Origin of the sequence: Brevundimonas sp. SH203, from assembly GCF_002157625.1 — a bacterium.
Lineage (GTDB): Bacteria > Pseudomonadota > Alphaproteobacteria > Caulobacterales > Caulobacteraceae > Brevundimonas.
Window position 1 is genome coordinate 309828 of the sequence record NZ_BDMM01000003.1, and the last position, 25129, is coordinate 334956.

Sequence of the window (25129 nt, forward strand, 5' to 3'; positions counted from 1 at the left end):
GCGAACCGGCCCGGCTCTCCGACCCGGCGCTTCGGGCGATCCTCAGGGATCGTAACGTGCGGCGGGCGGGATCAGGCTCCGACCCTCGACGGTCTTCGGATCGACGCGGAACGGGGAACCGGATCGGGATCAGGGGACGACGCGGTCGCAAGGCCGCCGAACGCCCAAGACCCTGAGCGCGACAGGATACAGCCGACCGTCCTTCCGGGTCCGCCCGAAACGACGCCCAGGCCGAGGCCCTGACCCGAACGGCCAAGTCCAACCCGGACTTGGCGAGGGGACGAAGCAAACGGGTCCGCCCGCCGCTTCGTCCCCTCGCTCAATTGGGCCACGCCCCAACCACACGATCATGCTGGACAGACCACGCTCGACCTGCACCCATGGGGTGCAGTCGGAGACACCCATGCGCGCAGCCCTGATCGGCCTCGGCCTGACCCTGCCCCCATATCCCGCCCTGGCCGCCGCCTCGGGCCAGACGCTTGAACCATTGCAGGTCTCGCCTGTCCGCGAGGGGCGTCTTTTCTCGGCCGAGCCCGCGTCGCTGTTGCAGATTCCCATGACCGAGATCGCCTGCGACGGCCGGCCGATCCAGCCCCTCTACGCCGACGATCTGGCCATCGGCGTCGCCCGCAACGCCTATGACAGGGCGGCCGTCGTCCTGACCTTCTCGGTCGACGCACAGGGCCGCGCCCGCGACATCCGGGGGGCCCCGGCTGGGCCGGATGCGCCGTCGAATCCGGGCGTCCCGATCTTCATCCCCCGGATCGGCCAGGCGGAGGACGAACAGGCGGCGCTGGCCGCCTGGCGTTTCCAGGGCGGGCCGCGCGTCGACTGCCGCGCCACGATCCGCTATTCCAACAGGCCGCTGGATGCGGCGACGACCGACGATCTGCTGCGCTATTTCGCCGTCACCCGCACACGCGGCGCCTTGCGCGAGATCGTCGCCAAACGCCTAGGCGGCCCCGGCGCCGACTGCGGCGACGGTCGCGGCGACCGCGCGCCGCGCACCATCAGCGTGCCCGACTTCACGATCGGCCGTCGCCCGCCTCCGGGCGGTAGGTCCTGGACCGTGGTGCGCTGGAACGTCGATGCGGCGGGGCGCGCCACGGATGTCGAGACCCTGGGGTCTTCCGGCGACGTCGATCTGGATGGAGAGGCCCGACGCGCCATCTCCGAGACGGTGCTGCGGCCGGGCGCGCCCCTGACCGGATGCGTCTTCAACTTCAACCGCATCGGCGACACCCTGACGGCGCCGGACATGCCCGCGCAGGCAACCGACCCGCAGCAGTCCTGCCCGGCTGACGTGTCGGAACGGCTGCGGTTGACCATCGCGCCCGAGCGCTTTCCGCCGGCCTTCGCCAAACGCCGGATCGAGGGTTGGGCCCTGGTGCGGTTCGACCTGGCGACCTGGGGCCAGACGGGCGCCATAGAGGTGATCGACGCCCAGCCGTCGGCCGTCTTCGGCGAGGACGCCCGCCGGCTGGTCGCCTCCGCCCGCGCCGAGCCGGCCCTGACCGGCGCGGTCCGCTGCGTCCTGCCGATCCGCTACCGCCTGCCCGACGCCAACGGGACGGTCGCCGACCTCGCGACCGACTGACGCCCCGCCTTTCCAAGGCCGCCATCCCCCCTTAGATCAGAGGCATGAGTTTATCGGGGAATCGGTTCCTGACCCGTCGCCGCGCCCTGATCGCGGGGGCTGCGGCCGTGGGGGCGTCGGCGGTGGGGTTGCGCGCCTGCGGCCGGTCCGAGGCGCCGGTGGACGAACAGGGCCGGGTGCGGCTGCGTTTCGCCCTGGACTGGCGCGCCCAGGCCGATCACGGCGGCTTCTATCAGGCCCTGGCGACCGGCGCCTATGAGAAGCGGGGCCTGAACGTCCAGATCGTCCAGGGCGGCCCGGCGGTGAACGTACCCCAGCTTCTGGCCTCGGGCGCCGTCGAGTTGGGCATGGCGTCCAACAGCTTCACGCCGATGAACCTGGTCGCGTCCGGCGCCCCGGTGCGGGCCGTCGCCGCCTTCTTCCAGAAGGACCCGCAGATCCTGATGGCCCACCCGGACGCGGCGCTGAAGACCATCGCCGACCTGGCCGGACGCCCCTTCCTGGTGGCCCAGGCGGGGATCGAGACCTTCTGGGTCTGGCTGAAGGCGACCTATGGCTTCACAGACGCCCAGCTGCGGCCCTACGCCTACGACCCCGCCCCCTTCATCGCCAATGCGCGCGCGGTGCAGCAGGGCTTTCTGACCAGCGATCCCTATACGGTCGAACAGGCGGCCGATTTCGAACCCAGGGTCTTCCTGCCGGCGGACGAGGGCTATCCCTCCTACGGCGCCATCGTCCTGGCCCCCAACGCCTTCGCGCGCGACAATGCGGCGGCGCTCCGCAGCTTCATCGCCGGTTCGGCCGAGGGCTGGCGCGACTATATCCGGGGCGACGCCTCGGCCGGCGACGCCCTGATCCGCCGCGACAATCCCGACATGACCCAGGCCCAGCTGGATCAGGCGCGCGACCGGCTGCGCGACAAGGCCGTGGTCGACGGGGGCGACGCGGCCCTCTACGGCCTGGGCGCCCTGACGGCCGAGCGGTGGCAGACCTTCTTCGAGGCGATGTCCAAGGCGGGCGTCTATGAGACGAACCTGAACTGGCGCGACGCCTTCACCGACAACTATCTGCCCGGCCGGGGGTGATCCAGCGTCGTTAGCGCGGGGTTAAGCGGTGGGGCCTATCCTGACGGTTGATGTCCTCAGCCGGAGTGTCGCCTTGCGCCGCGCCCTCGTCCTCAAGACCCTCCTGACCGCGGCCAGCGCGCTCGCCTGCGTCTGGGCCGGCGGCGCCGCCGCCCAGTCGGCGCCGACCAATGGCGCGGGGCTGCGTTACCTGTCCTGGCCGGGCAAGCCGCCGGTCGGCGCCCGCCTGGCGCCCGTCCAGTCCCCGTCCCACGCACCCGCCTCGGCCGAGCCGACCCCGACCGTGATCGCCGCCAGCCGCACCCTGCCGCTGGCCCGGCTGGCGCCCCCGCCCGCCGCCACCCCGTCGGCTTCGACGCCGCGCCGGGGCCTGACCCCCGCCAGCGACTGGATCAACCCCCAGGCCGCCCGCAACGTCCCACAGGCCTATCCGACGCCCGCGCCCGCTCAGCGTCCCGCCGAAACGCCCGCCCAGATCGAGGCCCATACGCAGGTTCAGGGCCCGGCCGCCCAGGTCGCCGACGCCCCTGCGCCCGCCGCCTATCAGCCCGCGCCGCAGCACGCCGCGCCTCAACCGGCCCCCGCCCCCGTCCCCGTCCCCGCTCCTCAGGTCGCGGCGGCGACGCAGCCCGCGCCCGTCGAGCCCCCCGCCGCCCAGCCGACGCCCGATCAGCCCCCCTCGGCCCAGCCCCCCTCGGCCCAGGCGGCCGCCGACCCGATGGCCCCGCGTCGCGACGCGCCCATCTATCGGCTGATGCGGCCCCAGAGCGGCGTCGCCCTGGACGGGGCGGCCATCGCCGGCTCGCAACAGGCGGCCCAGCTGCCGCCGGGCGAACAGACCGCCCGCTACTATTCGGTCCACCGCCAGGCCGGTCGCCACCCGGACACCATCGTCACGCCGCAGCCGACCTATCTGGACGCCCTGCCGGTGCAGATGACCCAGACGCCCAAGTCCGACGACCTGGCCCAACCGGACGCCCCGCCGGCCCTGATCCGCAACGCCAACGGCTCGCTGCGCGCGGCGCCCCAGACCCAGGCCGACGACCTTCCATGAACGACAAGACCCTGGTCGAGACCGCCCGCGTCTCAACCTCGCGCCTGCCCGAACTGATCGCCCTGGCCGGCGAGGAGTCCAGCGACAAGCGCCGCCTGCTGCTGCGCGAGCTGACCAACCACTTCTTCGGCGCCCCCGACCACAGCCCCAGCGAGACCGCCCTTTACGGCGCGGTGCTGGAAAAGCTGTCCGACGAGATGGAACAGGCCGTCCGCGCCGAGCTGGCCGCCCGTTTCGCCCCCGCCGCCAACGCCCCCCACGGCCTGATCCGGCGTCTGGCCGACGACGATCTGGAGGTCGCCGAGCCGGTTCTGCGCGCCTCCACCGTCCTGACCGACGACGATCTGATCCGGGTGGTGCGCCGGCGCGGCCAAGGCCATCTGCGCGCCGTCTCGGGCCGCGCCGTGGTGCCCGAGGCCGTGTCGGACATCATCGTCGAACGCGGCGACGACGACACCCTGGGCGCCCTGTTGCGAAACGACGGCGCCCGTCTGTCGCGCGCGGCGTCCGAGACGGCGGTGGAACGGGCCAAGGCCAATCCGGCGCTTCACGCCGCCACGGTCGAGCGCCACAGCCTGCCCGTCGATCTGCTGAACGAGATGTATTTCGTCGTCGAGGCCCGGCTGCGTCACCAGATCCTGGAGCAGAACGCGCGGATGGACCCCGAACTGCTGGAGGCGGCCCTGACCGCCGGCCGCACCCGGGTCGCCACCGACGACGGCGCCCTGCCGGCCGACTACGCCGACAACCTGGCCTATGTGAACGAACTGCACGCGGCGGGCCAGCTGACGCCTCAGGTGCTGATACGCTTCCTGCGCTCCAACGGCCGCACCTCGTTCGTGATCGCCCTGTCCACCCTGGCGGACATCGACTTCCACACCGCGCGCGGCATCGTCGAGCGCAAGGACCTGGACGCCCTGTCGGTGGTCTGCAAGGCGGCCGACATGGACCGCGCCGTCTATCTGACCTACGCCGTCGCCGTCCTGGGATCGGAAGACAATCCGATGGGCAAGGCCGCCGCCTACGGCCGGATGTACGGCGAACTGACCCGCGACGCCGCGCTCCGCACCCTGCGCTTCTGGCGCATGCGCCGGACCGCGCAGGCGGCCTGACGCCGTCCTGACGTCTCCCTCCCCCTCGGGGGAGGGTGGCTGAGGCGCAGCCGAAGTCGGGCGGGGGCGGCGGAAGACGTCCCGCAGTTCTTCATGTGTAAGGTCAGCGTCCCTTGCGGGCCGCCCCCGCCCGGTCGCTGCGCGACCACCCTCCCCGGAACGGGGAGGGAGAAGAGCGTGCGTCCCCCAAAGCAAAAACGCCCGCCTCCTTTCGGAAGCGGGCGTCTCTATACCGAACAGGCTCGGCTTATTTCTTGGCGCGCGGCGCGCGGGCGGGTTTGCGGCCGCCCTGGCCCAGGCCCATCGACTTGGCCAGTTCCGAACGGGCCTTGGCGTAGTTCGGGGCGACCATCGGATAGTCTTTCGGCAGCCCCCATTTGGCGCGGTATTCTTCGGGGCTCATGTCGTATTTGGTGCGCAGGTGGCGCTTCAGCGACTTGAACTTGCGGCCGTCTTCCAGACAGATCAGGAAGTCGGGCGCGATCGACTTGCGGATCGGCACCGCCGGCTCCTTGGGTTCCGGCTCGGCCTCGACCGGACCATTGGAAACACCCGACAGGGCGGCGTGGATACTGGCGATAAGCGACGGCAGAGTCTCGGCCGAGACTGTATTGTTGCCCACATAAGCGGACACGATGTCTGCGGTCATCTCCAGCAGTTCGGGCTTATCTTCCATTCGCGTCTTCGCTTTCCTGATCTATTGCGTTCGACCGATTCCACAGCCGAAACATCCCGCTTCCGCTAATAGAGTTATTCGACGACGAAAGCAAACGCGGCCGTGGCGGCCGATCTATGCACGTTATTGCATATATCTGTAGTGGTGAGGTTCAGCGGCCGAAGTCTTTAGCCAGGACCATCATCGCCGCGCGCTCGGGCGCCGAATATTCGTCGACCACATCGTCCTCGCCCTCGCGTATGGCGCGCAACAGACTGGGCGTCAGGGCCGAGGACAGAGACCAGTTCCAGTAACGCAGCACCGTCTGCGCCCGGTCCACGGCCAGCATTTCATAGCTGATCTGCACCCGCTCCCAATCGGGATGGACATGACCGTCGGCGGTCGTCTCGGGCCGGCGCATCGACCGCCACAGACTGGCCAGGTCGGCGCGCGACAGGCCCGTGGCCTTGCACAATATGGCCAGCGGCTCCCCGCCCGGATCGCCCAGCAGCTTGGCGCCGGTCAGCGGCTTGACCCCCGACAGGAAGGCGATCTCGGACGCCGTCTCGCGCGTCAGCCCGTCGCGGCCCGCGACCATGACCGCCTGTTCCAGACTGTCGAAGGGGCCCTTGGCGATGGCGCCGCGATTGCGCTGGCGCCGCTCGATGAACTGCAGGGCCTTGCGCGCGACGGGGTCGGACCAGTCCTCGGCCGCCGCCATGCCGAACACGTCCTCGGACGCCTCCTGCATCACCTCGCGCGACACGGCGAACCGTTGCAGGATGGTGCGCCGGTCCTCGGGCCCGCACCACCAGAACATGACATAGGCGCCCGACGGCCTCAGCTCCGGCCGTTTCAGCAGGGGGCCGCAAAGGACGGGCGCCTGGCGGCTCAGACCCACCACCGCCTCGATCCCCACCTGCGACAGGCGGGCGGTCGCGTTGCGCAGCACCGCCTCCATCACCTCCATCTCGCCGAAGGAGAACAGGGTCTCGGTCACGATTTCCGACAGGCCGCGCCGTCCGGCGATCAGCAGCCGATGCTCCACCCCGGCGTCGCGGGCGCAACCGACGATGTCGGCGTCGCTTAAGGACGCGCACTGTTCGATCAGCAGGCCGGCGATCTCGACCTCGTCGCGCAACAGGATGCGCGCCACGCTGTTGGGCAGTTCGGCCAGGGGCGCCAGTCGGGCGGCGACGCGGCGGCGCTCCTCGCGCGTGGCCAGACGCAGCATCTCGACCAGCAGATCGCCCGTCACCGCGCGCTCGAAGGCGTTGATCCGGCTGGCGGGCAGAGACACCACGTCGGCCAGACGTTTCAGCAACGCCCGGCGCGCCCGGATCGGCGTGTCCGCCCCAGGCTCTTGCGCGATCATGGCTGTTCGTTCGCCCATACACCCAGTGTAACCGCCAGCGGTTAACCGGGCATGAGGGCCGTCAATGCTTGTAGATCACGACCACGATGGCCAGGACCACGAACAGGACCAGCGCCAGGACGCGCGCGATCCACGGCGCGGCGACGAACATCCCCAGCACGGTGAAGCCGCTCTTTACCGCCTCGGGCCGGGTCAGGGCCTGTTTGAACGTGCCGTTCGCGCCGCCCTTGTCGCCCGCGATCGGATGGCCGCAGTTGGGACAGGCGACGGCGGCGTCGGACACCTGGCGCGCGCAGGCGGGACAGGGGATCAGGGCCATGCTCAGCCTCCGGCCTTGGGGGTGATGCGGATTTCGACGCGCCGGTTCTTCTGGCGGCCCGCCGGGTCGTCGGACCCGTCCGGCTTGACGTTGGGGGCGACGGGCCGACGCTCGCCGAAGCCCTCGGCGCCTAGGGGGCGTCCGGCGGCCGCCTGCAGCCTTTCCGCCACCGCCCGCGCCCGCCTCAGCGACAGGCCGTCGTTATAGGCGTCGTCGCCCTTGGCGTCCGTATGGCCGCCGATGCTGACCTGGGCCGTCGGATAGCTTTTCAGCAGTTCGGCCGCCCGCGTCAGGGCCGGTTCGGCGTCGGGCCGGATCGTCGCCTTGTCGAAGTCGAACAGCACGTCGGCGGGCAGGTCGATGACGATCACCCCCTCGCTGCGTCGCGCGTTCAGCTCGCTCAGCAGGGTGCGGGTCGTTTCCACCCGTTCGGGCGCCACCTCGGACGAGACGAAGACGCTCTGAAGCTCGCTGTCCGGCCCCGCCTTCTGAAAGGTGGACATCGGCGCCTCGGCCTTTTCGAAGGTCGACTTCATGCCGATGGCGCTGCCGCTCATCAGCCGCACGGTCAGGGCCGAGGCCATGTCGGGCGTCAGGCCGGCGGCCAGCAGCGCCGCCGCCATCGCGGGCGCGTGCCGCCCCGTCATCCGGCGGCTCCGGCGCTCGCCGCCTGGGCCGTCAGCGGAATGGTCATCCGCAGGAACGGCCCGATGATGCTGTCCGACGTCGAGCCTTCGTTGAAGACCAGCGAGATCTGCGGCGTCCCCGCCGGCACCGCGCCCATGAAGACCAGGCGGCCGTTCATGGTGTCGCCCTTGACGATGTTCATGTTCGGATTGCCCTCGGGCGGCTTCAGACGCAGCTTCTGGCCGTTGGGCAGTTCGATATAGGTGGCGTTGGTCGCCATCTCGACATTGTTGGTCATGTCGCTGGCGAACGAGATGCTGACGTCCAGTATGGTGGCGTCCTCGGCCAGATCGACGTTCTTGACCCGCACCGTGGCGCCCACCTCGGTCACGCCCTGCACGTCCACCGGCACATTGCGCGTCTGGCGCGGCTGGGCGGTGACGGGGGTATTGGCGGCGGCGGCGGCCTGTTCGTCCGGCGACATCGACGCGGCGGCCTTGTCGTCGGTCTTGGAGCAGGCGGCGAGCGCAAGGGCCGAGACCCCGGCGGCGGCGATCAGGCGAAGGGCGACAGTCATGAAACGCTCCGGCGTTGTTGATCCTCCGCGCGCCGCGCCGATCAACAAGCGGAGCCGCACGCGCGTCCGTTATCGAACACGCGAGCGACCGAAAGGCTCCGCTTGGCGCTTGATCGTTTTTCGACGGCACCGTGCGGCGGTGGCGTCGAAAAGCGTGAATCAAGCGCCGTCTAAAGCCCTTCGAAAAGCGCCGTCGAAAGATAGCGTTCGGCGAAGGAGGGGATGATGACCACGATGGTCTTGCCCGCATTCTCCTCGCGCGCCGCCAGGCGGAAGGCCGCCGTCAGGGCCGCGCCCGAGCTGATGCCGACCGGGATGCCTTCGACGCGGGCGGCCTTGCGCGCCATGTCGAAACTGTCGTCGTTGGACACCTGCTCCACCCCGTCCACGACCGAGGGGTCGTAGATGGCGGGCACGAAGCCGGCGCCGATGCCCTGGATCTTATGCGGTCCCGGCTGGCCGCCCGACAGCACCGGCGACGCCTCCGGCTCCACCGCGATCATCTGGACGGAGGCTTTCTTGGCCTTCAGCGCCTGACCGACGCCCGAGATGGTGCCGCCCGTGCCGACGCCCGCGATCACGATGTCCACCGCGCCTGCGGTGTCGTTCCAGATTTCCTCGGCCGTCGTCGCCCGGTGGATGGCGGGGTTGGCCAGGTTCTCGAACTGCGAGGGGCTGATGGCGTTCGGCGTTGTCTCCAGCAGTTCCTGGGCGCGGGCGATGGCGCCCTTCATCCCCTTCTCGGCGGGGGTCAGCTCCAGCTGGGCGCCCAGCAGGGCCAGCATCTTGCGCCGTTCGATCGACATGCTCTCGGGCATGCACAGCACCAGCTTCAGCCCCTTGGCGGCGGCGACGAAGGCCAGGGCGATGCCGGTGTTGCCGCTGGTCGGTTCGACCAGCACCGTGTCCGCATTGATCTTGCCCGCCTGCTCCAGCGCCTCGACCATGGCCACGCCGATCCGGTCCTTGACCGAGGCGATGGGGTTGAAGAACTCCAGCTTGGCCAGCACGGTCGCCTTGGCCTCGTATTCCGCCGACAGCCGTGGCAGGCGCACGATGGGCGTGTCGCCCAGGGTGTCGACGATAGAGTCATAGACCTTGCCCCGCCCCGTCTTCAGGTGGCGGGAGGCGTCATAGCTGAAGTCGGACATGGGGAGGTCTCCTCGATTGGCTGGCGGTCAACAGATAAGGCCTCGGGCCGCCACGCAAGGGGGCCGAGACAATGATTTCTAAAACGAGCTGGTACAAGCGGTGGCCGCTTGCAGCCAGCCTGCGGCCCTGAGGCTGGCCACCCGCGCGCGCGACACCGGCGCGGTCAGCCCGCCGGTCAGAACCAGCCGCAGGCTCCGCCCCTCCTCGACCACCCCCACGATGGCCGACCGCGCCACCCACCACGAGCGATGCGTCTGCATCCCTTCGACGCCCTTCAGTCCCGCAACGGCCTGGGACAGGGGCATCAGCACCAGCCGGGACCCTCGCGCGGTGTGAACGCGGACATAGTGATCCTCCATCTGCAGACAGATCAGGTCGCGATCCAGCCGCGCGGACGGATTGCGGGGGAACGGGGGTTCGTCGCCCCCGACCGTCGGCGCCTCGGCGGGCGTCCGCATCCGCAACAGGGCGTAGGCGGTCGCATAGACCGCGCCGATCAGCAGGGCCTGACCATACCATTCGATCCAACCGACGCGCGCCCGGATGCCGGGCCACAGGATCACGGCGATGCCCCGGCTGATCCCGGCGGTCGGCACGCTCGCGGCGACGATCAGCACCGGCAGCCATCGCCACAGGGGCGCGGCCGCCCGTCGCGCCACGGGCCATGCCCAGCGGAGCCCCGCGCCGAACACCGCGCCGCTGATCACCAGCACCGCCATCCAGTAGCCGATCCGCACCGCAAGGCCGTCGTTGAAGAAGCTGCCGAACGGCCCAAGCGCGCCCAGCACCACGCCCGCCGCCGCGCAGGTCGCCAGATCGACGGCCCAGGCGCGCGGCGTATTCAGTCTGTCGGCGGCGTTGTGCGTCATCGTCCTTCTCGTCCTCACGCCCACTATCGTCGAACCGTTCGCCGGTCCACGCACCCGTTCGCCCATTGGCGAAATGCGCGTGGCGCCCATTCGGCCCGCCCCCGAAGACCGAGGCGTTCTAACCGATGGAAACCGACATGACACACCCCTCCGCCCCCCTTCGCGTGATCGCCGGGCTGACCCTGACGCTGACCTTGGCGCTGACCTTGGCGCTGCCCCTGCCGGCCGGCGCCGCCTCGCCCGTCCACGCAACGCCGTCACAGGCGCAAGGCCCGGCGCGCGCCCCGGCCGACCGCTTGGCCCCGGATCAGGTCTTCACCTTTCCCGGCGGACCGGACGGCGCGGTCGAGGCCGGAGTCTGGCTGCCGGCGCGCCCCGCCGACGGCCGGCCCGCGCCGCTCGTCGTGTTTTCGCACGGCAACGCCGGCGGCTTTCGGGGCCATGCCGACACCGCGAGAGCCCTGGCCGACGCCGGCTTCGTCGTCGCCGCCCTGACGCATCCCGGCGACAACTATCGCGACACGCGGCGTTCCACTCAGCTGACCGCCCGCGCGCCCCAGCTCAGCCGCCTGATCGACTATATGGTCGGCGAAGGAGCCATGCGTCCGGGTGCGGTCCCCGTCGATCCCGACCGCATCGGGGCCTTCGGTTTCTCGGCCGGCGGCTTCACCGTCACCTCGGCCATAGGCGGCGTGTCGGATGCGGCCGCGATCGGCGCGCATTGCCTGGCCCATCCCGCCGTCTTCGCCTGCCGCCTGCTGGACGCCAAGGGGATCGACCTGTCGACCTGGCGGCCGCGCACCCGCGACGGACGGATCAAGGCCGCCGTCATCGCCGCGCCGGCCCTGGGCTTCTCCTTCACCTCGGACAGCCTAGCCGCCATCCGCATCCCGGTTCAGCTGTGGCAGGCGGGCGCCGACGCCACCCTGCCCGCACCCGACAACGTCGAACCGATCCGGGATCGGTTGGGCCGGGCGCCGGAGTATCACCGGGTCACGGGCGCGGGCCATTACGACTTCATGCCGCCCTGCTCGCCCGGCCTCGCCGCCGCCGCGCCGCAGATCTGCGCCCCGACGCCCGGTTTCGACCGCGCCGCCTTTCATCGCGACTTCAACCGGGAAGTCGTCCGCTTCTTCCGCGAAACGCTCCAAGAGCCTCAATCACGCTCTAACGCCCCAGCACCGCCCGCGCCGGGTCGAACCCCACCACCTCGCGAATGACGATCATGCTCTTGAAGCCGCGCACGCCCTTTTCGGGGATCAGTTCGCGAATGCCGAAGGCCTCGTACTCCTGCATGGAGCGGACGGCGACGGTCAGCAGATAGTCGGTCTCACCCGTGACGTCCCAGCAGCCTTGCACCTCCGGGCTGGCCTTCATGGCGCGCTGGAAGGCGTCCATGACTTTACGATCCTGGGTGTTCATCTCGACCTGGGCGTGCAGGACGATGCGCGGCTCGATCCGCGCCGGGTCGATGAGGGCGACGTCGCGCACGATCACCCCCTCGGCCCGCAGCCGCCTGAGCCGACGCAGCACCGCCGATTCCGACAGGCCCACCGCCTCGGCCGTGACCCGCGCCGGTTCCTGGTTGTCGCGACGCACCCGCTCCAGCAATTTGTGATCGAACGCATCCAGCGTGACGAAATTCGTCATTTTATCTTTCCTGACGCCGAAATCCGGCGCATTCAGGCCGGAAATCGCCGGGAAGCGCAACCGTGTTTCGGCTACTCCTCGCCCATGACCGCCGTGGCCCTGAAATCGCATCTGACCTCGCCGCTGATGGCGCGCCTGATCCCCTATCTGGCGCTGTTCGCCGGCATGGCCGTGCTGGCCGGGGGCACCTCCTTCGCCAAGACCCTGTTCCCCCTCATCGGGGCGCAGGGGACGACCGCCTATCGCGTCGGCCTGTCGGCGGTCATCCTGGTGGCGGTGTTCCGGCCGTGGCGGTTCCGCCTGACCCGCGCCGACCTGGGCGCCGTGGCGCTTTACGGCGTGGTGTTGGGGGCCATGAACCTCAGCTTCTACATGTCGCTGCGGACCATTCCGCTGGGCCTGGCCATCGCCATCGAGTTCATGGGGCCGCTGACCCTGGCCCTGCTGCATTCGCGCCGGCCCGTCCATTTCCTCTGCATCGGTTTCGCGGTTCTGGGCCTGGGCCTGCTGCTGCCGCTGAAGCCGGGGGCGGGCGCGCTCGATCCGATCGGCATGGGTCTGGCCGCCTTCGCCGGCCTGTGCTGGGCGCTCTACATCGTCTTCGGCAAGCGGGTGTCGCACCTGCCGTCCGGCCAGTCGGTGGCTCTGGGCATGAGCGTGGCGGCCCTGGTCGTCGTGCCGTTCGGCGTGGCCCACGCCGGCATGGCCCTGTTCAACCCGGCCATCGTCCTGGCCGGCCTGGCGGTGGCGATCTTCTCCAGCGCCCTGCCCTATTCGCTGGAGATGGTGGCCCTGCGCGCCATTCCCAAACGCACCTTCGGCGTGGTCCTCAGCGCCGAACCGGCCGTCGGCGCCCTGGCCGGCCTGGTCGTCCTGCACGAGCATCTGACGGGCCAGCAGTGGCTGGCCATCGCCGCCATCGTCGCCGCCTCGGTCGGCGCCATCGCCACGACGCGCGAGCCCCAGACAGGGCCGGAGCCGGTCTGACCCTGCCCGCCCGGCGGCCCGCGATCCGGGTTCGACGGAACCGACTTCATCGGTCGTTAACCACGATGGCGCATCTCTGAGGCCCTGTTCCTGGGGTCGTCCGCTTGCGTAATCTCGTCGCCGCCGTCGAAGCGATCGACCCGCTGGTCGTCACCGGCAAGGTGGCGGGCGTGTCGGGCCTGCTAATCGAATCGCGCGGCGGTCTGTCGCGTCTGGCGGTCGGGGCGCGGGCCGAGATCGGGCGGCGCGGCCACGATCCCCTGCCGGCCGAGGTCGTCGGCTTTCGCGACTCCAAGGCCCTGCTGATGCCGTTCGGCCCCGTAGAGGGCGTGGCCCCCGGCGCCGACATCCGCATCATCGAGACCGCCGCCAGCGTGCGCCCGACCACCGCCTGGCTGGGCCGGATCATCGACGCCTTCGGCCAGCCCATCGACGGCAAGGGGCCGCTGCCGCAAGGCCCCGCCCCCTACCCCTTGCGCGCGCCGCCGCCCCCGGCCCATTCGCGCGGCCGGGTGGGCGAGCGGCTGGACCTGGGCGTGCGGGCGATGGACGTCTTCACCACCACCTGCCGGGGCCAGCGCCTGGGCATCTTCGCCGGATCGGGCGTGGGCAAGTCGGTGCTGCTGTCCATGCTGGCGAAGGAGGCGACCTGCGACGCCGTGGTCGTCGGCCTGATCGGCGAACGAGGCCGAGAGGTGCGCGAGTTCGTGGAGGAGACTTTAGGCGAAGAGGGGCTGAAACGCGCCGTCGTCGTGGTCGCCACCTCGGACGAACCGGCCCTGAAACGCCGTCAGTCGGCATACATGACCATGGCCGTCGCCGAATATCTGCGCGACCAGGATCTGGAGGTGCTGTGCCTGATGGACAGCGTCACCCGCTTTGCGATGGCCCAGCGCGAGATCGGTCTGGCGGCGGGCGAACCCCCGACCACCAAGGGCTACACCCCCACCGTCTTCACCGAACTGCCCAAACTGCTGGAGCGGGCCGGGCCGGGGCCGATCCGCCCGGACGGCACGACGGCGGCGCCGATCACCGCCCTGTTCACCGTTCTGGTGGACGGCGGCGACCATGACGAGCCGATCGCCGACGCCGTGCGAGGCATTCTGGACGGCCATATCGTCATGGACCGCAAGATCGCCGAGCGCGGCCGCTTCCCCGCCATCGACGTGCTGAAATCCGTCAGCCGCACCCTGCCCGGCTGCCAGACCCCGCCCGAGCGCGAACTGAACAAGCGCGCCCGCCAGTGCCTGAGCGCCTATGCGAACATGGAGGAGCTGATCAAGATCGGCGCCTACCGCACCGGCGCCGACCCCATCGTCGACCGCGCCATCGCCCTGAACCCCGCGCTGGAGGATTTCCTGGGACAGGACAAGGACGATGCGACCCGTCTGGAGGACTCCTTCGTTCGGCTGGAGGCCATCCTGAACCAGGGGATGGTAGGATCATGAGGTTCGAGGTTTCAGGTTCGAGGTGCGAGACCTGAAGATGGAAGTTCGCTCGTATCGTGACCTCATGGTCTGGAAGAAGTCCATGGACCTGGCCGCCGCAGTCTATCGGCTGACACGCCAGATGCCGAAGCAAGAGGAATACCGGATTACGTCGCAGATGATCCGGGCCTCGACATCGGTGCCCGCCAATATCGCCGAAGGGCACGGCCGAGGAACGCGCAAGGACTATGCGAATTTCGTCAGCATCGCGCGCGGTTCGCTTTTTGAACTCGAAACCTTCGTCCTGCTGGTGCAGCACTTGAAGATTGCCGAAGACGAGCAATGCGTCAGCATCCTCGAACAGGCAGACGAGGTCAGCCGTATGCTGACCGCCCTCCGTGCTCGGCTCGTCCCTAGAACCTGAAACCTCGAACCTTCGCTTAACATTTACAACGGCATTCTCTCCGCATGACCGCCTGGGCCCAATCCCTGATCCGCATCTCCAACTACGAGGTCGAGACGCTGCAGAAGCGTCTGGCCGAGATCGCCGAGCGTCGCGCCGGCGCCGAGGTCCGCATCGCCGTTCTGGACGCCGAGGCCGAGGCCGAACGCGACCGCGCCCGTCTGGACGCCGAGGCCGGCATGATGCTGGGCGCCTATCTGAACGGCTGGAAGGCCCGGAAGGCCCAGGCCGAGGGCGACCTGACCGTGCTGGACGCCGAGGAAGCCGGCGCTCGCGACGCCCTGACCGGCGCCTTCGAAGAGCTGAAGAAGTTCGAACACGTCGCCGAAACCACCCGCCTGACCCAGCTGGCCGCCCTCGCCAAGCGCGAAACCGCCGCCTTCGACGAACTGGGCCTGCGGAAACGTGCGGTCTGACAGCCGACAATCTCCCTCCCCCTGCGGGGGAGGGTGGTCGCTCAGCGACCGGGTGGGGGCGGCCGGGAGCCGTCGCACCGCCTTAAAACAAAACGAGTTTGTGGGCCGCCCGGCCGTCCCCACCCGACTTCGGCTGCGCCTCAGCCACCCTCCCCGAAGCGGGGAGGGAGAAGCTTGACCCCGACCCGCCGCACCCTCCTCGCCGCGCCTCTCGCCCTCGCCGCCTGCGACCGTTTCGCCTCGGCCGAGCCGACGCCTCCGAACGTCCCGCCGCTGAAACCCATCTCGCCCGCCCCCTTCGGCACGGCGATCAAGGCGCTCCAGATCGACGATCCCGACTGGGTCGCCCTGGCCCGCGCCAACGTCTCCCAACTCACGCCCGAGTGGGAGATGAAGATGGAATATATCCTGGCGAACGGACTGGACCGCCCGAACTTCGACCGTTCGGACCGCATCGCCGCCTTCGCCCAGGCTGAGGGCATGGCCCTGCACGGCCACACCCTGATCTGGTATTCTCAAGGGAAAGAAGCGTTCGCCAGCCTGTCCGGCGCCGCCTTCGACCGCGCCTTCGACGGCTATATCGCCACGGTCGCCGGTCGCTATCGCGGCAAGGTCCGCAGCTGGGACGTGGTCAACGAACCCATCCTGGACGACGGCTCGGGAATGCGCGACTGCCACTGGAGCGCCCGCTACGGCCACGACGGCTATATCCTGCGCGCCTTCGAACAGGCGCGGGCGGCCGATCCCGAGGCCGTCCTGTTCCTGAACGAATACAATCAGGAAAGCGTGCCGGCCAAGGGCGCACAGTTCCTGAAACTGGTCGAACGCCTGCTGAAGGTCGGCTGTCCGCTGCAGGGGCTGGGCCTGCAGTCCCACCTGTGGATCGACATCCAGCCCGGCGTCATCGCCGCCTTCATGCGCGAGGCCGCCCAGTTCGGCCTGCCGATCCATGTGTCCGAACTGGACTGCACCCTGCGCACCGAGGATCGGCTGGATTTCCGCAGCCAGGCCGAGCGCCTGACCGCCCAGTCCGCGCGCGTCGCCGAACTGGCCCGAGCCTTCGCCGCCCTGCCCAGGGCCCAGCAGTTCGCCTTCACCGTCTGGGGACTGCGCGACACGGACAGCTGGTATCGCCAGGGCGACAAGGACGACGGCAAGGACGAGCCCCTCCCCTTCGACAGCTTCGGCCGCCCCAATCCAATGGCCGCGGCCCTGGCGGCGGGGTTCGGCGGCCAATAAAAAACGCCCGCCGTTTCCGGCGGGCGTTTCATGATCTTTGGATCGTGGACCGATCAGGCGGCGACGGTGATGACGCCTTCGGCCGGGTCGCGCAGGACGTAGCCGCGGCCCCAGACGGTTTCGATATAGTGTTTGCCGTCGGCGGCGGTGGCCAGCTTCTTGCGCAGTTTGCAGATGAAGACGTCGATGATCTTCAGCTCGGGCTCGTCCATGCCGCCGTACAGGTGGTTCAGGAACATTTCCTTGGTCAGGGTGGTGCCCTTGCGCAGGCTCAGCAGCTCCAGCATCTGATATTCCTTGCCGGTCAGATGCACGCGGTGGCCGTTCACCTCGACCGTCTTGGCGTCCAGGTTCACGGCGATCTCGCCGGTGTGGATGATGGCCTGGGCGTGACCCTTGGAGCGGCGGACCACGGCGTGGGTGCGCGCGATCAGCTCGTCCTTGTGGAAGGGCTTGGTCAGATAGTCGTCGGCGCCGCCGCCGAAGGTCTTGACCTTGGTCTCGATCTCGGTCGAGCCCGACAGGATCATGACCGGGGTGTTGATCTTGCCCACGCGCAGCTGGCGCAGGACTTCCAGGCCGCTCATGTCCGGCAGGTTCAGATCAAGAAGAATGAGGTCGTAGTCATAGATCTTGCCCAGATCGATGCCTTCTTCGCCCAGGTCGGTCGTGTAGACGTTGAAGCCTTCCGACTTCAGCATCAGTTCGATGCTTTGGGCAGTTGCGTGATCGTCTTCAATCAACAGGACGCGCATTCGTGCCCCTCCAGGCCATAGCTTTGCGTTAAGCACCCTGGCGAACGGCCGGGTAACCTTGTTCGCAGGTTAAGGCGTGAAAACCTTAAGAAGGGTTAACGCCATTGGATTGAGTCGAATCTAGGCTGATTTGCGAATCGCCGTCGAGTGGGCCGAGTCAACGATTCGAAATTTATTAACCACGTTCGCCGCCGCCCCGTTTCGCCCCCATCGGGGACCGCCGCTCAGCCAGCCTATCGTCGAACCCACAACCTCAAGGCGGTTAAGGCGCCACGACCGATTTTGACGTTGGATAGGCTTTTATTCCTATCGCAGGGTCAGGATGCCTTAGGGTGTCGGTCTTGGGTTCAGAAAGGACAGAGAGGCGGTCGCCGTGGAAGACTATATCGTGCCGGTCAGCGAGGATGATCGGATCAAGGCCGGGCTGGCCATCCATCTGGTCGCCGCGCGGACGGGGGCGCGGCCGTCGCAGATGATGGGCCGGGGCCGGATGCATCCGCGCACCGCCCGCCCCCGCTGGGTGGCCATGTATCTGTCGCACGTCGCCTTCGGCTGGACGCTGGAGCGGGTCAGCCACGTCTTCGGCGTCAACCGCGCCAGCGTCGGGGCCGCCTGCCGCTGGGTGGAGGACGAGCGGGACCGGCGCACCCTGGACGACCTGCTGAACGAGCTGGAGACCTGCATCCAGGCCCTGTATCAGCCGCCCGTCCTGGACCTGGCCCGATGAGCCGGATCGTGGAGCGGGCGCGCAATCTGATGACCCGCCCCGGCGCCTGGCTGGCCCAGGACGGGGACGGCGCCTATGCCCTGCGGCTGTCGGCGGATCGGCGCAGCCGGGTCAGCCTGACGCTGAACGAGGCCGAGTTCCGCGCCCTGGTCGAGCGGCCCGGCCTGCGCGCCCGGCCCGGCGGCGGCTGGCAGGCGCGACCGGCCGGAGAGGCGGCGACGGCCTCGGCCCCGCCCGGTCGGCCGGGCGTCATCCTGGGCGAGCGCGACCTGATCCAGCCCGACGGGCGGGCGGCCAGACGCCCGGCCAATCTGGGCGAAAGCCCCATCGCCTGGCTGGCGCGGCGCAAGGACGTCTCGGGCCGCCCCTGGCTGACCCCGGCCGAGGCGGCGGCGGGCGAACGTCTGCGGCGCGAGGCCGAGTTCGCCCTGCGCGGCCCGTCCCTGACCATGCGCTGGGACGCCCTGCCGCAGAACGGATCGGGCGGCGCCGGAACCGCCGCGCGGCTGGAGCCCACCGACCGCGCCCTGTCGGCCTCGCGCCGGGTGGAGGCGGCCCTGGCGGCGGTCGGCCCGCGCCTGCGCCCGATGCTGAGCCGCATCTGCATCCACGGCGACAGCCTGCAACTGGCCGAAACCGGCCTGGGCCTGCGTCGCCGCCAGGGCAAGACGGTGCTGAAACACGCGCTGCAGGCGCTGGCCGAACATTATGGGATCGGGTGAGGGGGGAGGGGTGAGGAGTGAAGGGTGAGTCGTGACACGTGAATGGCAGGCGAAGGACGACGGCACGCGCCTACTCACGACTCACTATTCACCATTCACCCTTCACGCGCTCCCCAGCGCCGCCTCCCTGATCCGACCCACCATGCTGTTCAGGCCGTTGGCGCGCTGGCGCGTCAGGGCCGAGGGCAGGCCCAGCCGGTCCAGCGCCGCCTTGGCGTCGAAGGCCAGGATCTCGGCGGGGGTGCGGCCGGAATACAGTTTCAGCAGCAGGGCGATATTGCCCTTGGACAGGGCGCTGTCGCTGTCGGCGGCGAACCACAGGCGGCCGTCCGCCGGGGTCACGGCCAGCCACACCTGGGCCGCGCAGCCCGGCACCTTGTTGGCCTCGATGCGGTCGCCATCGTCCAGCGGGGCCAGCCCCTTGCCCAGTTCGATCACATATTCGATCCGCTGCTCCCAATCGCCCAGCAGGTCGAAGTCGTCGGCCAGCTCGGCCAGGGTCTGGTCCAGACTGTCGGTCGGGGGCGTGCGGTCGCGCGTGGTCATGGCGGGCTGGATAGGCCGCCGGGGCGTTAACGACAACCGGCCGTTTTGTCCCCCGATATTCATGGTGAACGCCGCGACGGGGTTCGCCTGAGGGGGGAGCGGCCTCGCACCGACTCAAGGCGGCGACTAATCTGGGATCAGACAGAACACCGGCTCGACGGATTGACACCTTCCACTCGCCATAACGTCCAGGACGACCCACGCCGCCCCCCGGACGACGACCGTTCGGGCGCGCCGCTCGTGGCCCTGTGGCACGCCGTCTGGGCCGTGGCGGTCAGCGTGACGGCCCTGTCGGCCCAGATGGCGGGCGGGCTGCATAACGGGCCGCTGGCGGCGCTGTTGATCATGGCCCTGCCCGGCGTGATGGGGGTGGCGCTGATGGTGCGCGACAGCCTGTCGCTGCGGCTGGCGATCATGGTCGGCTGGCTGGTCGCGGCGACGGCGGCGGCGGGCCTGACCGGGGGCGTCACCGGCGCCCTGCCCGGCCTGGTCATCCTGCCTCTGGCGGCGGGCGTGGCGCTGGATCACGAGCGGGACGGCCGCGACGGCCTGACCTGGCTGGGGGTGGGGGGCGTGCTGCTGCCCCTGCTCAGCGGCCTGACGTCCAGCTGGCTGAACGGGCCGGAGGCGCAAGGCCCGCTGCTGGCCGCCGCCTCGGCCTTCCTGGCCCTGGGCGCCGTCGGCTCGGCCCTGCGCCTGACCTGGGGCCAGCGTCGCCGCCGCCTGATCGAGGCGCAGGGCCAGGCCGAACGCACCGCCGCCCTGCTGCACGACCAGCCGGGCCTGACCCTGCTGCTGGAGCCGTCGGGCCATGCGGTCGCGACCTGGGGCGCCGCGCCGCCCGCCCTGTCCGTGCGCGCCCTGATCGACCAGGGCCTGGTGGCCAGCGCCCATGCGCCGGATCGGCCGGCCGTCTCCGCCGCCCTGTCGCGCGCCCTGTCGGGACAGCCGGCCGAGGTCCAGTTCAGCCCCCGCAGCGCCCTGGACCGCCGGGTCGTTCTGATCGTCGCCCCCTTCCGTCACGACGCCGCCGACCGCCCCCGCCTGATCGCCCAGGCGTTCGACGGCACCGCCCAGTTCGCCCGCGAACTGGGGCTGGAGACCGCCCGCGTCGAGGCCGAGGCCCAGTCCGCCGGCAAGACCCGTTTCCTGGCCAATATGAGCCACGAGCTGCGGACCCCCCTGAACGCCGTGCTGGGCTTCGCCGACATCATGCGCCAGCGGCTGTTCGGCCCCCTGCCCGACCGTTACGCCGGTTACGCCGACGCCATCCACCAGGCGGGGGGACACCTGCTGGACCTGATCAACGACGTGCTGGACCTGTCCAAGATCGAGGCCGAACGCTATCAGCTGGCGCTCGCCGAGTTCGACGCCCGCGACGCCGTCTCGGCCGCCGTCGCCCTGGTCCGGCTGCAGGCCGACGACAAGGGCGTGGGCTTAGCCGCCGTCCTGTCGGCCGAGCCGCTGACGGTGCGCGCCGACGCCCGCGCCCTGAAGCAGATGGCGCTGAACCTCTTGTCCAATGCGGTGAAGTTCACCCCCGCCGGCGGCTCCGTCACCCTGACGCTGGACGCGGATGGCCCGGATCTGGAGCTGGCGGTGTCCGACACCGGCGTCGGCATCGCCCCCGAAGACCTGAAACGCCTGGGCCGCCCCTTCGAACAGGCCGGCGGCGCGGATCAGAAGGCCCAGGGCACGGGCCTGGGCCTGTCCCTGGTCCGCAGCCTGACCGAACTGCACGGCGGCCGCATGACCATCGACAGCACCCTGGGCGAAGGCGCGGCGGTGCTGATCCGGTTGCCGGTGATGGTGGTGGAGACGACCGAGGCCGAGAAGGTTTCGCCGAGCGGTTCGCCGCAGCCGGCCGAAGCCGTTCCCTAAACCTGCCCCATCGCCAAAAACGCCCGGCCCGCCGCGAAGTCCCCGGCTTCGAAGGTGGAGCGGGCGATGCTGCCGTCGCGGAAGACGAATTCGACGGTGAAGACCTCGCGCGGGTCCAGACGCGACAGGGCGTCGGCGGCCTCGGCGGGGAAGACCCAGGCCTGGCCGGCGGCGCGGCCCTCGGCCAGCAGGGTGCGATCCGCCGCCTGAGTTCCGGCGGCCCAGAAGGCGCGGCGCTGGACCACAGGCGGCAGGCCCTGGGCCAGCCACGGGCGCGGCGCCACCTCGGTGTCGCGCATCACGATCCGCACCCCGGTCGGGCGCGACCGCCCCTGCCAGGACACGACGGCGGCCAGCTGGTCGGGCCGGGCCATGCCGCCCACCACCCCGAACCGCACCGGCGAGGCGCCGGTCACGGTGGCCTGCATCAGCCGCCAGGTCGGGCGGGAATAGGCGGCGCGGTCGGCGCTCCAGCCCCTGCGGTCGCCCGGAAACTGCATCCGCGTGGTGCGCGACCAGCCGGAAAAGGCGGTCTGCACCCGTCCCTGAACCGTCTTCAGATCGGCCGAGCCGCACGGCGTCGTGACCGCCCGCGCCCGCGCCCGCTGGGCCGTCTCGGCCAGTTGCCGGTCGTTGGCGCCCGCGCGCAGGGCCGCGCCCCGCGCCTGATACGCCGCCGCCGTCAGCGCGGCCGTGAGCTGCGGCTCGAACAGGCCGCAGCGGTCGTTGGCGGCCAGCACGAAGCTGCGCTCATAATAGCGGTCCTGCGGCGCGGCCATCGCCACGACGGGCGTCGCGGCGATCAGCAGGGCCGACATAAGGGCTTGGGTCCGCCGGGGGGAAAAGCCTATCCTCATGCCCCGACCCTAGCCCGCCAGGGTTGGGGTTCCGTGTCCGAGCAGGGTTAGCGAATTGCTTCTTTCCAGCGACCTGTGGGTCAGCGCCCTGATCCGCCGCGCCCAGATCGAGGGCGCCTACGCCACCGTGGTCAAAAAGGGCGACGACCGCGCCGGCTCGGTCATCGTCAAGGCCTACGACACCTCCACCCGCACCGCCCGCCTGTTCACCGAAGCCTTCGGCCCCGACGGCGACCGCCTGTGGATTCAGCCGGTCACCTCAGACAGCGAAAGCGAGCTGGACGCCTATATCGCCCGCCAGCGCGGGTATGACCCGGACCTATGGGTGGTCGAGATCGAGGACAAGCAGGGGCGGCACTTCATCACGGAGACGGTGCAGGGGTAAGGCGATGCACTGACCGCCTTGCCTATGGTTGACCCGCATCTAACGCAAGGCGTCTATGCAACGTCCTGACGCCGGGCGGCTCTACCGCTTGCACGATGTGTACATTACGCACTTCTGACCATTTCGGTGACGTCACCGAAATGGTCCATCATTGAGTTAAGGCGCCGTCATGAAACCGCTCAATGCGCGAACCTCATACGCCATGTCGAAAGTGCGCCAGAAAGGGACCGACGCAGAAGAAAGAGTGGCGTTTGCGTTGCGTGAGCTTGGAGTTCGCTATCGCCGAAACGTTAGGAGCCTTCCCGGAACTCCGGATTTTGCGAATAGAAAGCGAGGGTGGGTCATCCAAGTCCACGGCTGCTTCTGGCACGGTCACGACTGCAAGAGAGGAACGTTGCCAGCACACAATCGCGAAGCCTGGGAAGCCAAACTCGCGCGCAACAAAACTCGCGACATTGAAGTGGAGCAATCCCTCATCGCCCTCGGCCTAAACGTCGCCACGATATGGGAATGCGAGTTGAAAGACGTGGCTGCCCTCAAGAATCGGCTTAGTTCCTACGTCAGGTAGTAGGCATCGCTTTACCTACCATCTGTAGATGGCAGGCAGTTGACACGCGAATCATGTTCGCGTTTTGTTTTCTGCATTAACCGCAGCGGGACTCAGCATGACATTGCGCGTGATCGATCTGTTCAGCGGCGCAGGCGGCATGAGCCTAGGCTTCTGCGACAAACAGTTCTGCGGCGGTTTCAAAACCGTACTCGCCATCGACAACGATGCGGCGGCCGTGAAAACGCACGAACTCAATTTTCCTGGACGGGCCGTCCAAGCCAATATCGAGGAATGGCTCCTTCACAACGAGGTGCCGAAGGCCGACGTCGTAATCGGCGGCCCTCCGTGCCAAGGGTTCAGCCTACTGAACAAGAAGCGCGACGGCGATGCCCGCCGAGCACTGTGGGAGCCGTTTATCGAGATTGCTGAGCGCTCCGGCGCCCGCGTGTTCGTCATGGAGAACGTAGCCGAACTCTTCCGATCGCCCGAGCGTCAGTTGATCGAGGCGAAGGCTCGCCAGCATGGATTTCAAACCCAGGCGGCGATCGTCAATGCAGCCGATTATGGCGCTCCTCAGACGCGGAAACGGACGATCATTCTCGGCTGGCGACAAGCTTTCAATCTGCCGAATTTCCCGCCGCTGCCGTCACACGCTGATCCGAAGCTGAAATCAAATCTGCCGCGCTGGCGAACGGTTCGCGACGTCATCGCCGACCTTCCGATGGAAACGCTAGGCACGGAGATCGGCTCGCGGCCGACACTGAACCTCCACTTCGGCAGGACTCCGACTGAGAAGAGCCTGCAAAGATACAAGGCCGTTCCGCCAGGCGGAAATCGTTTCGACCTGCAGGCAAACCGGCCGGACATCACCCCGGACTGCTGGATTAGAAAGACGAGCGGTGGAACCGACCTGTTCGGCCGCCTTTGGTGGGATCGCCCGTCGGTCACGATACGCACCGAATTCTACAAGCCGGAGAAGGGTCGCTACTTACACCCAGAAGCGAACCGTCCGATCAGCCACCGCGAAGCAGCCCGACTGATGGGGTTCCCAGACAGCTTCAAATTTTATGGGACCAAAGTCGAGGTCGCTCGCCAAATAGGCAATGCCGTCCCCCCAAACTTGGCTGGGGCCTTGGCTCAGACCGTAAAGGCAATCTTGGTCCCGCAGCAACTTGCCGCTTAGCGGACGGCTAATAAACTCACCGGATGATGTGGGGCATGTCTCACATCAACCTCACCAACGATTCGGCGCTCCTCCGGTATTTGGCGAGCGTCCTCCGACGCTCGGTTTTAGACCCGGATGGCATCGAGGGAGCAACTGCTCAGTTAATCCGTCGCGCGGTCGACGAGGTCATCGACGCTCCGCGCACCAAGAGGTTGGTTCTTGCTGAATGCGAGAAAACCGAAAAAACCTACCTCGGCACTAAGATCGAGATTTTATTCAGGGATGCCATAGGCCAGCCCAAGGGCGAATTCTTGGACCTGAACTTGGGCGGTATCGACACCGATATTAAGCACTCAATCGGCACCGCTTGGATGATTCCAAAGGAGGCCATCGGTAAGCCGTGTGTTCTGATCACCGAGAACGAACTCACCGCACGGTTTAGCTTGGGCTTGGTGGTTTGCAGACCTGAGAATTTGACGTCAGGTGGCAATAGGGACCAGAAGTTGCAGATCTCTGCGTTTGGCAGAAGTCAGATTCTCTGGATAGCGTCGAATATGCCTTACCCGCGAAATATCTGGCAGGGGTTTGATCCCGAGCTTCTCGCTCTAATCAACTCTCATCGCGGAGGCTCGGCTAGGGTCGCAGAACTCTTTCGTAATGTTCAAAACACGCCGATACCGAGATCCGCGATCCCCGCGATTGCGCCGCAACTCGATCCGTTGAAGCGGGTGCGAAAAAACGGAGGGGCCCGGGATATTCTGCGCCCTGAAGGCATTGCCATTCTCTGGGGACGTAAGGACCGAGAGACCATCTCAGAGCTGGGTCTAGGGCCCGTGCTCTCAGATGAGTTCATAAGCGTCGAACCGGATAACGAACACGATCTGAGCATTCTCCGTCGCGAGGACCATCTCGACTGACCGTCCCAGCACAGATCATT

The 25129-nt window shown here is 68.6% G+C and carries 28 protein-coding genes; 17 read left to right on the top strand and 11 right to left on the bottom strand.

What is annotated here, in order from left to right:
• Positions 1-403 precede the first annotated feature (403 nt).
• From SH203_RS08430 to SH203_RS08445, 4 genes are all read left to right on the top strand, one after another.
• Positions 404-1597: a TonB family protein gene (locus SH203_RS08430; protein WP_143275701.1), complete on the top strand. Its 1194-nt coding sequence runs from the start codon at positions 404-406 to the stop codon at positions 1595-1597.
• A 44-nt stretch (positions 1598-1641) separates the two neighbouring features.
• On the top strand, positions 1642-2682 hold the full coding sequence (locus SH203_RS08435; protein WP_087120429.1) for an ABC transporter substrate-binding protein: 1041 nt from the start codon (positions 1642-1644) through the stop codon (positions 2680-2682).
• Between the two features lie 73 nt (positions 2683-2755).
• Positions 2756-3736 carry a hypothetical protein gene (locus tag SH203_RS08440; RefSeq protein WP_087120430.1) on the top strand — a complete coding sequence of 327 codons (981 nt, stop codon included), beginning with the start codon at positions 2756-2758 and terminating at the stop codon, positions 3734-3736.
• Complete coding sequence (locus tag SH203_RS08445; RefSeq protein ID WP_087120431.1) at positions 3733-4848, top strand: DUF2336 domain-containing protein; 1116 nt, start codon at positions 3733-3735, stop codon at positions 4846-4848. Before SH203_RS08440 ends, SH203_RS08445 begins: the two co-directional genes overlap by 4 nt.
• Before the next feature lie 247 nt (positions 4849-5095).
• On the opposite strand, the gene SH203_RS08450 is transcribed toward SH203_RS08445, so the two are convergent.
• From SH203_RS08450 to SH203_RS08480, 7 genes are all read right to left on the bottom strand, one after another.
• Positions 5096-5524: a MucR family transcriptional regulator gene (locus SH203_RS08450; RefSeq protein ID WP_087120432.1), complete on the bottom strand. Its 429-nt coding sequence runs from the start codon at positions 5522-5524 to the stop codon at positions 5096-5098.
• 151 nt (positions 5525-5675) lie between these two features.
• The gene (locus SH203_RS08455; RefSeq protein WP_234989435.1) at positions 5676-6878 is read right to left on the bottom strand and encodes a DUF2336 domain-containing protein; all 1203 of its coding nucleotides are present in this window, start codon (positions 6876-6878) and stop codon (positions 5676-5678) included.
• A 61-nt stretch (positions 6879-6939) separates the two neighbouring features.
• Complete coding sequence (locus tag SH203_RS08460; RefSeq protein WP_087120434.1) at positions 6940-7197, bottom strand: zinc-ribbon domain-containing protein; 258 nt, start codon at positions 7195-7197, stop codon at positions 6940-6942.
• Positions 7198-7199: 2 nt separating this feature from the next.
• On the bottom strand, positions 7200-7844 hold the full coding sequence (locus SH203_RS08465) for an OmpA family protein (protein ID WP_087120435.1): 645 nt from the start codon (positions 7842-7844) through the stop codon (positions 7200-7202).
• A complete protein-coding gene (locus SH203_RS08470; RefSeq protein WP_087120436.1) occupies positions 7841-8401 on the bottom strand; it encodes a hypothetical protein in 561 nt (186 codons plus the stop codon). The genes SH203_RS08465 and SH203_RS08470 overlap by 4 nt, the downstream gene beginning before the upstream one ends.
• Positions 8402-8571: 170 nt before the next feature.
• On the bottom strand, positions 8572-9552 hold the full coding sequence (gene cysK, locus SH203_RS08475) for a cysteine synthase A (protein WP_087120437.1): 981 nt from the start codon (positions 9550-9552) through the stop codon (positions 8572-8574).
• A gap of 78 nt (positions 9553-9630) precedes the next feature.
• Positions 9631-10422, bottom strand: coding sequence for a LytTR family DNA-binding domain-containing protein (locus SH203_RS08480; protein ID WP_087120438.1), 792 nt, complete (start codon positions 10420-10422; stop codon positions 9631-9633).
• 137 nt (positions 10423-10559) lie between these two features.
• Here SH203_RS08480 and SH203_RS08485 point away from each other — a divergent pair, with 137 nt between their 5' ends.
• Positions 10560-11642 carry a dienelactone hydrolase gene (locus SH203_RS08485; RefSeq protein WP_143275702.1) on the top strand — a complete coding sequence of 361 codons (1083 nt, stop codon included), beginning with the start codon at positions 10560-10562 and terminating at the stop codon, positions 11640-11642.
• Here the strand turns inward: SH203_RS08485 and SH203_RS08490 are convergent.
• A complete protein-coding gene (locus SH203_RS08490; protein WP_087120440.1) occupies positions 11590-12072 on the bottom strand; it encodes an Lrp/AsnC family transcriptional regulator in 483 nt (160 codons plus the stop codon). The genes SH203_RS08485 and SH203_RS08490 overlap by 53 nt on opposite strands.
• 84 nt (positions 12073-12156) lie before the next feature.
• Here SH203_RS08490 and SH203_RS08495 point away from each other — a divergent pair, with 84 nt between their 5' ends.
• From SH203_RS08495 to SH203_RS08515, 5 genes are all read left to right on the top strand, one after another.
• Positions 12157-13059, top strand: a complete 903-nt coding sequence (locus SH203_RS08495) for a DMT family transporter (RefSeq protein ID WP_087120441.1) — start codon at positions 12157-12159, stop codon at positions 13057-13059.
• A gap of 104 nt (positions 13060-13163) precedes the next feature.
• Positions 13164-14507 (top strand): flagellar protein export ATPase FliI, encoded by a 1344-nt coding sequence (gene fliI, locus SH203_RS08500; RefSeq protein WP_087120442.1) that lies wholly within the window; start codon positions 13164-13166, stop codon positions 14505-14507.
• 64 nt (positions 14508-14571) lie between these two features.
• Positions 14572-14910 carry a four helix bundle protein gene (locus SH203_RS08505; protein WP_255376563.1) on the top strand — a complete coding sequence of 113 codons (339 nt, stop codon included), beginning with the start codon at positions 14572-14574 and terminating at the stop codon, positions 14908-14910.
• A 44-nt stretch (positions 14911-14954) separates the two neighbouring features.
• A complete protein-coding gene (locus SH203_RS08510) occupies positions 14955-15365 on the top strand; it encodes a flagellar export protein FliJ (protein WP_087120444.1) in 411 nt (136 codons plus the stop codon).
• Positions 15366-15539: 174 nt separating this feature from the next.
• Entirely contained in the window at positions 15540-16604 is a 1065-nt protein-coding gene (locus tag SH203_RS08515) for an endo-1,4-beta-xylanase (protein ID WP_087120445.1), read from the top strand.
• 53 nt (positions 16605-16657) lie between these two features.
• On the opposite strand, the gene ctrA is transcribed toward SH203_RS08515, so the two are convergent.
• Positions 16658-17359 (bottom strand): response regulator transcription factor CtrA, encoded by a 702-nt coding sequence (ctrA, locus tag SH203_RS08520; RefSeq protein WP_087120446.1) that lies wholly within the window; start codon positions 17357-17359, stop codon positions 16658-16660.
• Positions 17360-17732: 373 nt separating this feature from the next.
• On the opposite strand from ctrA, the gene SH203_RS08525 reads away from it, so the two are divergent.
• Positions 17733-18086 carry a chromosomal replication initiator DnaA gene (locus SH203_RS08525; protein WP_087120447.1) on the top strand — a complete coding sequence of 118 codons (354 nt, stop codon included), beginning with the start codon at positions 17733-17735 and terminating at the stop codon, positions 18084-18086.
• Positions 18083-18808: a DUF6456 domain-containing protein gene (locus SH203_RS08530; protein ID WP_087120448.1), complete on the top strand. Its 726-nt coding sequence runs from the start codon at positions 18083-18085 to the stop codon at positions 18806-18808. The genes SH203_RS08525 and SH203_RS08530 overlap by 4 nt, the downstream gene beginning before the upstream one ends.
• 102 nt (positions 18809-18910) lie before the next feature.
• Here SH203_RS08530 and SH203_RS08535 read toward each other — a convergent pair whose 3' ends face one another.
• Positions 18911-19354, bottom strand: coding sequence for a SufE family protein (locus tag SH203_RS08535; protein ID WP_087120449.1), 444 nt, complete (start codon positions 19352-19354; stop codon positions 18911-18913).
• A 240-nt stretch (positions 19355-19594) separates the two neighbouring features.
• On the opposite strand from SH203_RS08535, the gene SH203_RS08540 reads away from it, so the two are divergent.
• On the top strand, positions 19595-21235 hold the full coding sequence (locus SH203_RS08540) for a HAMP domain-containing sensor histidine kinase (protein ID WP_087120450.1): 1641 nt from the start codon (positions 19595-19597) through the stop codon (positions 21233-21235).
• Here SH203_RS08540 and SH203_RS08545 read toward each other — a convergent pair.
• Positions 21232-22053, bottom strand: coding sequence for a hypothetical protein (locus SH203_RS08545; RefSeq protein WP_234989436.1), 822 nt, complete (start codon positions 22051-22053; stop codon positions 21232-21234). The genes SH203_RS08540 and SH203_RS08545 overlap by 4 nt on opposite strands.
• A gap of 94 nt (positions 22054-22147) precedes the next feature.
• Between SH203_RS08545 and SH203_RS08550 the strand changes: the two genes are divergently transcribed.
• From SH203_RS08550 to SH203_RS08565, 4 genes are all read left to right on the top strand, one after another.
• Positions 22148-22477, top strand: a complete 330-nt coding sequence (locus tag SH203_RS08550) for a DUF1491 family protein (protein ID WP_087120452.1) — start codon at positions 22148-22150, stop codon at positions 22475-22477.
• Positions 22478-22646: 169 nt separating this feature from the next.
• The gene (locus SH203_RS08555) at positions 22647-23045 is read left to right on the top strand and encodes a very short patch repair endonuclease (RefSeq protein WP_087120453.1); all 399 of its coding nucleotides are present in this window, start codon (positions 22647-22649) and stop codon (positions 23043-23045) included.
• Positions 23046-23142: 97 nt separating this feature from the next.
• Entirely contained in the window at positions 23143-24210 is a 1068-nt protein-coding gene (locus tag SH203_RS08560; RefSeq protein WP_087120454.1) for a DNA cytosine methyltransferase, read from the top strand.
• Between the two features lie 35 nt (positions 24211-24245).
• Positions 24246-25109 carry a NaeI family type II restriction endonuclease gene (locus tag SH203_RS08565; RefSeq protein ID WP_159457557.1) on the top strand — a complete coding sequence of 288 codons (864 nt, stop codon included), beginning with the start codon at positions 24246-24248 and terminating at the stop codon, positions 25107-25109.
• The last annotated feature ends 20 nt before the right edge of the window (positions 25110-25129 follow it).

Bases quoted from the DNA above. Each gene is read 5' to 3' on its own strand.
- SH203_RS08565 (WP_159457557.1), top strand. From the start codon at position 24,246: ATGTCTCACATCAACCTCACCAACGATTCGGCGCTCCTCCGGTATTTG.
- SH203_RS08480 (WP_087120438.1), bottom strand. From the start codon at position 10,422: ATGACGCACAACGCCGCCGACAGACTGAATACGCCGCGCGCCTGGGCC.
- ctrA (WP_087120446.1), bottom strand. From the start codon at position 17,359: ATGCGCGTCCTGTTGATTGAAGACGATCACGCAACTGCCCAAAGCATC.
- SH203_RS08560 (WP_087120454.1), top strand. From the start codon at position 23,143: ATGACATTGCGCGTGATCGATCTGTTCAGCGGCGCAGGCGGCATGAGC.
- SH203_RS08555 (WP_087120453.1), top strand. From the start codon at position 22,647: ATGAAACCGCTCAATGCGCGAACCTCATACGCCATGTCGAAAGTGCGC.
- SH203_RS08530 (WP_087120448.1), top strand. From the start codon at position 18,083: ATGAGCCGGATCGTGGAGCGGGCGCGCAATCTGATGACCCGCCCCGGC.
- cysK (WP_087120437.1), bottom strand. From the start codon at position 9,552: ATGTCCGACTTCAGCTATGACGCCTCCCGCCACCTGAAGACGGGGCGG.
- SH203_RS08485 (WP_143275702.1), top strand. From the start codon at position 10,560: ATGACACACCCCTCCGCCCCCCTTCGCGTGATCGCCGGGCTGACCCTG.
- SH203_RS08490 (WP_087120440.1), bottom strand. From the start codon at position 12,072: ATGACGAATTTCGTCACGCTGGATGCGTTCGATCACAAATTGCTGGAG.
- SH203_RS08535 (WP_087120449.1), bottom strand. From the start codon at position 19,354: ATGACCACGCGCGACCGCACGCCCCCGACCGACAGTCTGGACCAGACC.
- SH203_RS08455 (WP_234989435.1), bottom strand. From the start codon at position 6,878: ATGATCGCGCAAGAGCCTGGGGCGGACACGCCGATCCGGGCGCGCCGG.
- SH203_RS08545 (WP_234989436.1), bottom strand. From the start codon at position 22,053: ATGTCGGCCCTGCTGATCGCCGCGACGCCCGTCGTGGCGATGGCCGCG.
- SH203_RS08450 (WP_087120432.1), bottom strand. From the start codon at position 5,524: ATGGAAGATAAGCCCGAACTGCTGGAGATGACCGCAGACATCGTGTCC.
- SH203_RS08435 (WP_087120429.1), top strand. From the start codon at position 1,642: ATGAGTTTATCGGGGAATCGGTTCCTGACCCGTCGCCGCGCCCTGATC.
- SH203_RS08510 (WP_087120444.1), top strand. From the start codon at position 14,955: ATGACCGCCTGGGCCCAATCCCTGATCCGCATCTCCAACTACGAGGTC.
- SH203_RS08505 (WP_255376563.1), top strand. From the start codon at position 14,572: ATGGTCTGGAAGAAGTCCATGGACCTGGCCGCCGCAGTCTATCGGCTG.
- SH203_RS08465 (WP_087120435.1), bottom strand. From the start codon at position 7,844: ATGACGGGGCGGCACGCGCCCGCGATGGCGGCGGCGCTGCTGGCCGCC.
- SH203_RS08495 (WP_087120441.1), top strand. From the start codon at position 12,157: ATGACCGCCGTGGCCCTGAAATCGCATCTGACCTCGCCGCTGATGGCG.
- SH203_RS08460 (WP_087120434.1), bottom strand. From the start codon at position 7,197: ATGGCCCTGATCCCCTGTCCCGCCTGCGCGCGCCAGGTGTCCGACGCC.
- SH203_RS08470 (WP_087120436.1), bottom strand. From the start codon at position 8,401: ATGACTGTCGCCCTTCGCCTGATCGCCGCCGCCGGGGTCTCGGCCCTT.
- SH203_RS08445 (WP_087120431.1), top strand. From the start codon at position 3,733: ATGAACGACAAGACCCTGGTCGAGACCGCCCGCGTCTCAACCTCGCGC.
- SH203_RS08430 (WP_143275701.1), top strand. From the start codon at position 404: ATGCGCGCAGCCCTGATCGGCCTCGGCCTGACCCTGCCCCCATATCCC.